We start from the raw sequence: 10388 nt of genomic DNA, 5'->3' as shown, positions 1-10388 counted from the left end.
GGCCAACAGCGGCGCCACCTGGACCAACGACATCAGCCACGGCGAGCTGCTGCGCACCAGCGCCGACCAGACCATGACCGTCGACCCCTGCAACCTGCAGCTCCTCTACCAGGGCCGCGACCCCAACGTCAACCCGTCCAACTACGGCCTGCTGCCCTACCGCCCGGGCCTGCTGACCCTGCAGCGCTGACACGGTGACACGGTGACACGGTGACACCGATCCGGCTCCTCACCGGTCGCCCATGAACCGGTCCCGGGCGCGGGGGGTGAGATCCCCGCGCCCGGGGCCCACAAGCGCACCACCCCACCGGGGGAGCGCGATGGTGTTCCGCCGTGTGATGAAGGGGCCCGCGATTCGGTTCTCCGAAACGGCTTCAGATCAGGGCCCCCACCGGGTTTCCGGTGGGGGCCTTTCGCCGTCCCCTCGCCGGCGGCGCCGCGAAGCCGCCGACCGCCTCTTCACCCGCGGGGTGGGGCGAGGTGTGCCGGTGCGGCGTGGTCTCGCCGATCCCTGCCGCCTTGACCACGACCGTGGAGATCGTGCCGACCACGACCAGGTCGCGCCTTACCCCCGCGGAGGCCTTCGTGCTCCGGGAAGGCCTCCGCCGACGCGACGGGACTCGGCCGACGCGACGGATCTCGGCCGACGCGAAGGAGGACGACGGGGCCCGTCCTGCCCGCGAAGGGGCCTCGACGGTCACGCAGGGTGAACATCGGGGTGGTGCCCAGCGGCCAAGAAGCGCACCCCTCTTACGGAACGCGCAACGCATTGTCCGAAAGCCGGGTTGCGGAATCACTATTTAGGACGGGCCCGCATATCGGACTCTCCGTCCAGGAACATGTTCGGTGATTGAATTTTGTACAACGGTTCACCTGGGCGTTCGTGTTCGCCGATGAATCCGCCGTACGGCAGCGAGGTCTGGTAGGTCCCATTTTCATATACTTAGGCGCCATTCGAGAGGCTGCTGCCATACTGAGTGGGAGCGCTCCCGCGGCTTGTGGCCGGAGCCCGTGAACCATCCCGGATCGCCCGTCGTCTGCAAGAAAGGTGCCGATTCTTCATGACGGCACGTGACGAAAGCTCGTCATCCCGGTCACTCTTGGACGGAAGCGACACCACCAGTTTACCCGGGCATGTCGCCGACGTCGTCCTCCGTGGGCGGAGCCCGTGGGCCCGGCACCTGTGGTGGATGTTCCTGGTCGCCGGGGCGGCCGTCGCCGCCCTCGCCTGGCTGACCACCCCCCACGGCCGGGAGACCCAGACGGCGGGGGAGCTCGTGGCCAAGCTGCTCGCGTTCGCCTGCCTGTGCGCGGCCATCGCGTTCTTCCCGTGGGTGTCGTCGCGCCTGTACTGGCTGGTCTACATCCCGTTCGTCTTCTTCACCGGCTACCTGGTCCCGCGGATCAGCTGGTTCTACTTCGGCGACGCCGCGCGCGTGCAGGGCGACAACTTCTACACGCACCTCTACATGTTCTTCTACCCGGCGATCGTCCTCACGGTCGCCGCCGCCTACCGGATCGGTGGCGGCAGTCCGGGGCGCTGCCTGAAGATCATGGCGACCGGTGTCGTCATCCTGTTCTCGGGCTTCCTCGACCTCATGTGGTTCGCCGCCAACCCGGTGGCGATCCCCGAGGTCATCGACGCGCCCCACATCAACGTGTTCACCGGCGGTCCGATCTCGTACGGCGCGACCATCCTGTTCGCCCTCGCGCACGTTCCGATCGTCGTCGTGGTCAACCTGCTTCCCCTGGATCGCTGGATCACCCGCCTGCTGGGGGCCGGGGACCCCGTGCCGGTCCGGTAACCGGCTCCGGCGGCCCGTCTCGACACGGCCGTCACGCCCGCATCTGAAGTCCTTCCGGGAGGTGAGATTTGCCGAACACGCATGCCGGGGCCCGCAGCATCGACATCTCGGTGGCGGCACCCGCGTACAACGAGGCGGACAACATCGCAGCGGCGGTGACGGAGTGGCGCGACTACCTGGAGCGGCACCCGGCGGTCGGCACGTGGGAGATCGTCGTGTGCGACGACGGGAGCACCGACGCGACCGGAGCCGTCCTGGAGGCCCTGCGGGCCGACTGTCCCGAGCTCGTCGTCGTCTCGTTCGACCGCAACCGGGGCGCGGGCGCCGCGATCGCCGCCGCGATCGCCCACACCCGGCTGGACTGGGTCGTGCTGCTCGACTCGGACGGCCAGTTCCCGATCGCCAATCTCGACACGTTCATCCCGCGCATCCAGGCCGGTGAGGCGCTCGCCTTCTCCGGTGCCCGGATCAAGAAGGCCGACGGCATGGCGTACCGGTGGGGATCGGCGGCCAGCGGCGCGGTCAGCAACGCCCTGCTCCGCACCCGCTACCGCGACTTCAACTCGATCTTCAAGGTGGTCAGCGGCCCGCTGTTCCGTGCCCTGCCGCTGGAGTCCGGCGGGATGAACTGCTCGACGGAGATCACGGCGAAGGTCACCGAGCTGGGCCACGCCTGGACGGAGCTTCCCATCGAGCACCGGGAGCGCGGCGGCGGTGCCCGGGGGTGGCGATTCTGGAAGGGCGCGCGGGACCGGGCGCTGTTCGTGGGCTACGTGGGCTACCGCAACTGGCTGCTGCGCCGGGGCGTCCTGCGCGCGCCGGGCACGGCCGGGGCGTCGCCGCTCCGGCCGGTGGCCTCCCGCGTGACGGAGGAGATCTGATGAGCACCCGCCCACGCCCCCTGAGCACGGTCACCATGTTCAGCGGCGGGCGCGGCGGGGCCAGCATCGCGCGCCGGCTGCTGGGCATGCCCGGCCTCGAACTGTCCCTGGTGATCAACGGGTACGACAACGGGCTGTCCACCGGCGCGCTGCGACGTTACCTCCCGGGGATGCTCGGGCCGTCCGACTTCCGCAAGAACTGCCTGCTCCACCTCGACCGCGGCGACCCGCAGCAGGCCGCGCTGATGTCCGTCCTGGAACATCGCCTGCCGGCCGGGATCACACCGGAGCTCCTCGGGGACCTCATCGACGAGATCGCCTCGTCCGGGAGTCACGCGGGCCGTCCTCCGTCCGGCCCGGTCTCCGGTACGCCGTTCGACGCGCTGCGGCCGGAGGCGCGGGAGGAGATCACGCGGGACCTTCGCCTGTTCGCGCGCCGGCTCGGCGCCGAGCCGTCCGGGATCGACCTGGGCGACTGCGCGCTCGGCAACCTCGTGTTCGCCGGCGCGTACCTCCGCACGGGGGAGGACTTCAACGCCGCGGTCCGCTCCTGCGCCCGCACGTTCGGCTCACCGGTCCGGCTGCTGAACGTGACCGGCGGCGAGAACGCCTTCCTCACCGCGCTCAAGCGGAACGGCCGCCTCCTGGCCGACGAGGCCGACATCGTCGCGCCCCAGGACGACGAGGCCATCACCGACCTGTTCCTGCTCCGCCGGCCGATCGACCCCCGGTTCCGGGCCGAGCTGGAGGCGCTGCCCGCCGCGCGGGTGCGGGAGGTCCTGGCCCGTCACCGCGCCGACGTCACCCCGAACCCGGAGGCGCTGGACGCGATCAGGGACACCGACCTCCTCGTGTACGGGCCGGGCACCCCGCACTCGTCGCTCCTGCCGAGCTACCTGACGCCGGGCGTCGCGGACGCGATCGCGGCGAGCCGGGCCGTGGCCAAGGTGTTCGTCGTCAACACCCGGGACGACCACGACATCCAGGGGCTGACCGCGCCCGACCTGGTCGACCTCACCCTGTCCTACCTCGGCGACCCCCGCAACGAGCGGCGCACCGTCACCCATGTCCTGTGCCCCCGTCCCACCACGCCGTCGGACGGCCGGCCGCCCACGCTCCCGGTGCCGCGAGCCCTGATCGACGGCGGCGAGTGGGCCGGGGCGCGGTGGGTCATGGCCGACCTGGAGGACCCCGGACGTCCGGGCGTGCACGGCGGCCGCGGCACGGTCGACGCCCTGACGGCCATCTGCGGCGAGGCGGCACTGGCGGGAGCCGAGTGACCCCGTGGCAGGCCGGCGTGGTCGCCGGCCGCCGTACCTGGCTGTGCGACCTCGACGGCACGCTCGTGGACTCGTGCCCGGCGCACGAGACCGCGTTCCGCCAGGCGATCGCGGAGATCGCGCCCGTCGCGCTCGCCTCGTTCCGGTACGCCGACCACGCCGGCGCCAGCACCGCCGAGGTGGCCTCCCGTCTGGTCCCCGGCGACGCCGCCGCGGCCGGGCGGCTGGCCCGGCGCAAGCAGGGGCTCTACCGCGAGCACGCCGAGGCGGGGATGGTCGCCCCGCTGCCCGGCGCCCGCCGTCTCCTCGATCGCCTCGCGCAAGAGGGGCGCACGGTGTACCTGGTCACCAGCGGCAGCCGCGGGTCGGTCGAGCGGGTCCTTTCTGCCGGCTCCCTGGGCGGCTACTTCCGGGACGTGCTCACCAGCGACGACGTCCCGGTGAGCAAGCCCGATCCGGAGTTCTACGCCTATGCCTGCCGTCGCTGGGCCGTCGATGTGGCCGACGCCGTGGCCGTGGAGGACTCCGCGCACGGGGTGGCTTCCGCGGTCGGCGCCGGGCTGGTGACCCTCCAGGTCCACGCCGCCGAGCCCGCGGCCGGGGCGATCGTCGTGCGGGACCTCGACGAGATCGTGTCCCTCTTCCAGCAGGAGCAGCGGTGAGTGAGCGCGTCTGCGCGGTGATCCCCGCGGCCGGGCGCGGCGCCCGGCTCGGTGCCGACATCCCGAAGATCATGGTCGAGGTCGCCGACGGCGTCACCGTCTGGCACCTGCTCCACCGGCGGCTGCGGCCCCGGGCCGAGCACGTCCACGTCGTCGTCTCCCCCGAGGGTGAGGCCCCGTTCCGGGACCTCGCGGCCGAGGAGATCGGGAGCGGCGCCGTCTCGGTGAGCGTCCAGGAGAGACCGACCGGCATGGGGGGCGCCATCTTCGGCGCCGCCCCGTACTGGGAGCCGTACGACGCGATCCTCGTGGTCTGGGGCGACCAGGCGAACCTGTCCCCGGCGACCGTCGACCGCGTCGTGACCGGCCACCGGGAGGGCGGGCTCACGATCCCCCTGGTGCCGATGGCGGACCCGTACGTCGAGTACGAGATCGCCGGCTCCGCGCTGGTGCGGGTGCGGCAGTCGCGCGAGGGCGACGAGTGCCGCCCCGGCGGGCTCAGTGACGTCGGCGTGTTCTGCCTCGGCACGGACGGGCTGCGGAAGGAGTGGACGCGCTACCTGAGCGAGTCCGCCCCCGGCGCCGTCACCGGCGAGGTCAACTTCCTGCCGTTCCTTCCCCACCTGTCGCGAATCACCGGCCGGCCGCTGACCGTGGTGCCGGTGGACGACCCCGACGAGGCGCGCGGCATCAACACCCGGGCCGACCTCGACTTCGCCCGGCGGGCGTACCTGCGGGACACGGAGGCCGGCGGCCGATGAGCGAGCCGCCGGCCCGGCCGCGTCCCGTCTACGTCGTCTGCGCCGAGACACCGCCTGACGTCGTCGGCGGGCTCGGGCGGTACGCCGAGCGGATGATGGCCGCCATGGGGCGTCTCGGCACGCCCGTCGAGGTGTTCGGGGCCACCGCGCGGCGCGGGGTGCCACGGACGGAGCGGATCGGCGGCGTCACCCTGCACCGGATACGCGTACCCGGCGGTGACCTGGCCGGGAAGCGCGCGCCCGGTGGTGGCGGGGGCGAGGGTGTCACCTGGACGCCGGTGGCCGTCCTGGACGTCGTCCGGATGATCGGGATCCTCGTGTTCAACGTGCGTGTCGCGGCCCGCGTCATCGGGGCCGGCGCCGGGCGGTCGGGGTCGGTCGTCGTCGTGCACGACTGGATGGGCTGCGTCGCCGGGATCCTCTGCCGGGTGCTCGCCCGCACCCCGGTGGTGTTCCACGTCCACACCCGTGAGCTCAACGCCGCCCCCTCCCGGCGCCGGTCCCCGGTGGCGGCCGGCATCGCCGCGCTGGAGGCCGCCCAGGCGCGGACGGCACACCTGATCGTGGTGCCGAGCGCCGGGATGCGCGACGATCTCGTGGCGTGCGGATGGCCGGTCGACCGGCTGCGGGTCATCCCGCACGGCTTCGAGGACCCCGAGCTGTTACGGCTGGCCGCTCTCACCGGCGACGAACGCGAGCGGCTCCGCGCGGAGGTCCGGCGCCGGTACCTGCCCGGCGGGGAGGGACGGCTCGTGGTGTTCGCCGGCCGGCTGTCGCCGCACAAGGGCGTCCGCACGCTGATCCGGGCGGCTCCGCTGATCACCGGGGAGCGCGACGACGTGCGGATCGTGCTCATCGGCGAGCAGTCCCCGCGCACCGACGAGAACGCGGAGGTGGCGCGGCTCATCGAGGAGACGGGCGCCGGCCGCCACGTGGCCGCCGGGTACCGCTTCCTGGACTCCGCCGAGGTGTTCGCCCATTTCCTGGCCGCCGACGTGTGCGTGTTCCCGTCCACGTACGAGCCGTTCGGCCTGGTGGCGATCGAGGCGATGGCGCTGGCCCGGCCCGTGGTCGTCGGCCCCGGCTACTCCCCGGAGGTGGTGGGGGACGGCGCGGCCCGGTGCGGGAGCGACTCACCGGCGGAGCTGGCCGCCACCCTGCTGCGGTACCTGGACGACCCGCGGGCCGCGTCCCTGCTCGGCGAGCGCGGCGCCGCCCACGTCCGCGAGCGGTACACGTGGGCACGGACGGCGGAGCTCACCCTGGCGGCGTACGCCGAGCCGGCCCGGTGACGGGCCGCGGACCGGCCGGGGACCCGCGCGCCCACGTCGCGCGGGTCGCCGGCGAGGACTCGTGGACCGGCCCGCCCGGCATGACGACGCGGGTCGCAGGCGCGCCCCGCACCGGAGGGGAGGCGTGATGGCCCGCGGAGACGTGCGTGCCCGCGTCGCGCGGGCCGTCGACGGCCACCGCTGGGCGGCCGGGCCCACGCTCGTGAGCACCCTGGCCAGCGGTGTCGCGGCGGCCACCACGCTGGTCATCGCCCGCGGGATCGGCGCCGCCGCGTTCGGCCACTTCACCGTCGTCCTGTCGATCGCACTGATCGTCACCGTCGCCATGCTCACCAGCCTCAACTACGTCATGTTCCAGGAGCTGCCGCGCGCCGAACCGGCGGACCGGCCGGCCCTGGTGACGACGGCGCTGTTCTCGACGCTGGTCCTCGGAACGGTCCTGTTCGCCGTCGGGATGCTGGCCGCGCCGCTGCTGACCTCGGCACTGGGCGTCGACACCCGTACGCTCGCCTTCGGCCTGGCGCTGGCGCTGTCGATGACCGTGAACCAGCTCACCGAGAGCTTCCTGCGCGGCCTGAAGAGGTTCACGCTCGTGGCCGCGCTCAAGCTGGCCGTCGCCGTCGCCTACCTGGCCGGTTCGGCGTACTGCCTGCTCGTGCTCGGCGTCGAGGACGCCGAGGTGTACCTGGGCGCGCTCATCGTGACGAACCTCGTCTTCGCCGCCATGGCCGTGGCCGGGTCCGGGGTGGCGCCGCGCTCCTGGTCGCCGGCCCTCGCGAGGTCGCTCTACCGGCACGGCGCGTACGTGACCGTCATCGCCACGTTCACCGCCGTGCTCTTCGGCGTCGACGTGATCTTCCTCAACCACTGGGCCGGGAAGGCCGACGTCGGGGTGTACTCCCTCTACAACGGCTTCCCCAAGCGGCTCCTCGGGGTGGTGTTCACCGACGGGATCGGCCTGGTGCTGCTGCCCATGATGGCCACGATGGCCAAGCCCGCCCTGATGCGGAAGGTCGCGCGGCTCGCGCCGGTCGTCGCGGGGGTCACGACGGTCTTCTCGTTCGCGGCCAGCCTGGTGTTCTTTCTCGTGATGGGCGAGGAGTACCCGTACTCGGTCGGGCTGATGGCGCTGGCGTCCGTGGGCATCGGCGCGCACACCGTCTTCAACCTCTACTTCGTCGCCCTGTCGATGGACGGGGTACGGGGCGCCAAGGTGTTCATCGCCTGCCTCGCCGCAGGGACGCCCGCCGCGCTCGCCTGCCAGGCGGTGTGCATCGCCTGGCAGGGGCTGGTCGGAGGGCTGATCGCGTTCGCCCTGAGCAATCTCATCCTGGTGGCCGTCGTGGCGGTCGCCGCCCGCCGGGCGTACCGGCCGGACGGCCCGGTGGCGGTCACCCCACCCACGAAGGAGGCCGACCGATGAGGATCGCCTGCGTCATCAACCAGTACCCGCCGAACATCACCGCCGGGCTCGGCCGCTACGTCGAACTGATCACGCCGTACCTGGCCCGTGACGACCGGGTGGCCGTCTTCACGCTCAACGACGGCCACCAGCCCGTGCACGAGCGGAGCGACGGCGTCACCGTCTACCGCCCGCTCGGCCGCGTCCTCGGCGCGATCAGCCGGCGCCGGAGGCTCAACCGTACCCGGGGCGCCGAGTTCGCCCTGCTCGCGCTGAACGTCGTGGTCAGCAACTGGCGGTACTTCCTGCGGCTGCGCCGCGTCGCCCGGAGCGAGCGGCCCGACCTGGTCGCCGTGCACGACTCGACGAACTTCCTGTGCGGACTGCTCTGCCACTACGTGCTGCGGCTGCCGGTCGTCTTCCACGTGCACACCACCGAGTACGGCGTCGCGGCGCAGCGCACCGTCAACGACCCGCTGAACGTGTTCGCCGCCGTCGAACGGTGGCTGGCGCGGATCTCCCGGCGGGTCGTCGTCGCCACCCCGGAGGTGCGCGCGGAGCTGATCGCCGCGGGATGGAACCGGTCGCCGATCGACGTCGTGTGCCTGGGCGGGACGTACGAGAAGGTGCTCGCCGACCCCGCGTTCGACCGCGACGCGCTCCGCGCGGGAGCCGTCGCCCTGCGGGCCCGGCTCGGCATCGCCGCCGACGACCCGGTGCTGCTGTTCGTCGGCCGCATCGAACGGCAGAAGGGCGTCTACCCGCTGCTGGAGGCCATGCGGACGATCGCGCCCGCCGTCCCCGGCCTGCGCCTGGTGATCGTGGGCGAGGGGGACGACGCGGGCGTCGCGCGGATCGTCGCCGAGACGGGCCTTCAGGGGCGCGTCCTGACCTCCGGCGGGTTCGTCGACGGCCGGGCGCTCCTGGAGTTCTACGAGATGGCCGACGCCTGCGTCTTCCCCTCGCTCTTCGAGCCGTTCGGCCTGGTCGCCACCGAGGCGATGGCACTGTCCAGGCCCACGATCCTCGGCGACGGGTTCTCACGCATCTTCCTCGACGACCCCGACCGGCCCGCCGTCCGCTTCGTACGCAGCGCCGACCCCGCCGACATCGCCCGCGTCGTGGTCGAGGTCATGACGGATCCGGAGCTGCGCCGCGCGCTCGGCACCCGGGGGGAGAGGTTCGTCCGGGAGAGCCTGAGCTGGAGCAGGGCGGCCGACGAGACGCTCGCGGTCTACCGCGTCGTGCTCGAGGGGACGCCGGTCAGGCCGGTTCCGCCGCGCTCCTCCTGAACCCGGGGAGCACACGCAGCGAGCCGACGGCCAGCCCGGTGACGAGCACCGCGTGCACGGCCAGGTGGACCGCCATGAAATAGACGGTGAACGCCGGGCCGCGCTGCCGGTTGACGAACCGTACGAGCCGCGGATCGGCGAGGACGAACGCCACGACCAGGGCGGCGGGAACGAGGAGCAGGGCGGGGACGAACAGGCCGAACGGCACGCTCGCCAGCGCCAGCGCCAGCGTGGCGAGAGCGAGGGCGCAGGCGAGGATACCGGCGGGACTGTTGGCGTGCTCCGGCTTAGCCGCGCCGCGCCGGCTGGTGGCGAGCGCGAGCGGGATCAGGGGCAGGGCCCTGCGCCACTGCTCGCCGAGGATCGGCAGCAGGCGGCTGCCGTCGTCGTGGCGGCCCACGACCGTGTCGGTGAGCGCGATGCGGCTGCGCACGGCGAGCCGGCTGCTGTACTCCACGTCCTCGCAGTCACGCAGGCGCTCGTCGAACCTCCCCGCGCCGAGCAGCACGTCGCGGCGGATGGCGGCGAGGGCGAAGACGACGCTGTTGACCTCACCGATGTGGCGGCTGCGCCAGTGGACCGCGTGAAGGATCCGGTACCACTCGACCGGCCCGTCGTCGATGAGCGGTTCGGTGTCGTAGACGCCGTGCACGCAGCCGAGCCCGGGGTCGCGCTCCAGGATCTCGACGGCGTTGGCGACCGCGTCCGACCGCAGCGCCACGTCGGAGTCGAGAAAGAAGATGATCTCTCCGGTGGTGGCGTCGACGCCCGCGTTGCGGGCGGCCGAGACCCCCTGGTTGCGGGCCAGCCGGACGACCCGGCAGCCGAGCCGCTCCGCGATCGCGGCCGAGTCGTCGGTGCTGGCGTCGTCGACCACGACGATCTCGTCGGGCGGGCGGGTCTGGGAGAGAACCGACTCCAGGCACAGGCGCAGCGTCTTGGCCGCGTTGTAGCAGGGGACAACCAGGGAGACGCGCGTCATGGGTCCAGCCGTTCGGGGGGTGTCGGTTCAC

At 72.7% G+C, this 10388-nt stretch carries 11 protein-coding genes; 9 read left to right on the top strand and 2 right to left on the bottom strand.

The window, feature by feature from the left end; translation table 11 throughout:
• Positions 1-190, top strand: a 190-nt coding sequence (locus AB0G16_RS06565; protein ID WP_362799604.1) for a non-reducing end alpha-L-arabinofuranosidase family hydrolase, incomplete at its 5' end; no start/stop codon positions are given.
• 184 nt (positions 191-374) lie between these two features.
• On the opposite strand, the gene AB0G16_RS06560 is transcribed toward AB0G16_RS06565, so the two are convergent.
• Entirely contained in the window at positions 375-551 is a 177-nt protein-coding gene (locus AB0G16_RS06560) for a hypothetical protein (RefSeq protein ID WP_362799601.1), read from the bottom strand.
• Positions 552-1100: 549 nt separating this feature from the next.
• Here AB0G16_RS06560 and AB0G16_RS06555 point away from each other — a divergent pair.
• From AB0G16_RS06555 to AB0G16_RS06520, 8 genes are all read left to right on the top strand, one after another.
• On the top strand, positions 1101-1805 hold the full coding sequence (locus AB0G16_RS06555; RefSeq protein ID WP_362799598.1) for a hypothetical protein: 705 nt from the start codon (positions 1101-1103) through the stop codon (positions 1803-1805).
• A 68-nt stretch (positions 1806-1873) separates the two neighbouring features.
• Positions 1874-2686, top strand: a complete 813-nt coding sequence (locus tag AB0G16_RS06550; protein ID WP_362799596.1) for a glycosyltransferase family 2 protein — start codon at positions 1874-1876, stop codon at positions 2684-2686.
• On the top strand, positions 2686-3966 hold the full coding sequence (locus AB0G16_RS06545) for a 2-phospho-L-lactate transferase CofD family protein (protein ID WP_362799593.1): 1281 nt from the start codon (positions 2686-2688) through the stop codon (positions 3964-3966). The genes AB0G16_RS06550 and AB0G16_RS06545 overlap by 1 nt, the downstream gene beginning before the upstream one ends.
• The gene (locus AB0G16_RS06540; RefSeq protein ID WP_362799590.1) at positions 3963-4628 is read left to right on the top strand and encodes an HAD family hydrolase; all 666 of its coding nucleotides are present in this window, start codon (positions 3963-3965) and stop codon (positions 4626-4628) included. The genes AB0G16_RS06545 and AB0G16_RS06540 overlap by 4 nt, the downstream gene beginning before the upstream one ends.
• Positions 4625-5389 (top strand): NTP transferase domain-containing protein, encoded by a 765-nt coding sequence (locus AB0G16_RS06535; protein ID WP_362799587.1) that lies wholly within the window; start codon positions 4625-4627, stop codon positions 5387-5389. Before AB0G16_RS06540 ends, AB0G16_RS06535 begins: the two co-directional genes overlap by 4 nt.
• Entirely contained in the window at positions 5386-6681 is a 1296-nt protein-coding gene (locus AB0G16_RS06530) for a glycosyltransferase family 4 protein (protein WP_362799584.1), read from the top strand. The genes AB0G16_RS06535 and AB0G16_RS06530 overlap by 4 nt, the downstream gene beginning before the upstream one ends.
• Positions 6682-6808: 127 nt before the next feature.
• The gene (locus tag AB0G16_RS06525; RefSeq protein WP_362799581.1) at positions 6809-8104 is read left to right on the top strand and encodes an oligosaccharide flippase family protein; all 1296 of its coding nucleotides are present in this window, start codon (positions 6809-6811) and stop codon (positions 8102-8104) included.
• Positions 8101-9375, top strand: coding sequence for a glycosyltransferase family 4 protein (locus AB0G16_RS06520; protein WP_362799578.1), 1275 nt, complete (start codon positions 8101-8103; stop codon positions 9373-9375). The genes AB0G16_RS06525 and AB0G16_RS06520 overlap by 4 nt, the downstream gene beginning before the upstream one ends.
• On the opposite strand, the gene AB0G16_RS06515 is transcribed toward AB0G16_RS06520, so the two are convergent.
• Positions 9347-10357 carry a glycosyltransferase family 2 protein gene (locus AB0G16_RS06515; protein ID WP_362799576.1) on the bottom strand — a complete coding sequence of 337 codons (1011 nt, stop codon included), beginning with the start codon at positions 10355-10357 and terminating at the stop codon, positions 9347-9349. The two genes, AB0G16_RS06520 and AB0G16_RS06515, sit on opposite strands and share 29 nt — an antisense overlap.
• Positions 10358-10388: the final 31 nt, after the last annotated feature.

Source organism: Streptosporangium sp. NPDC023615, assembly GCF_040640155.1.
Classification (GTDB): Bacteria; Actinomycetota; Actinomycetes; order Streptosporangiales; family Streptosporangiaceae; genus Streptosporangium.
The sequence above is the reverse complement of the archived record's forward strand: the minus strand, read 5'-3'. Positions and strand labels throughout refer to the sequence as shown.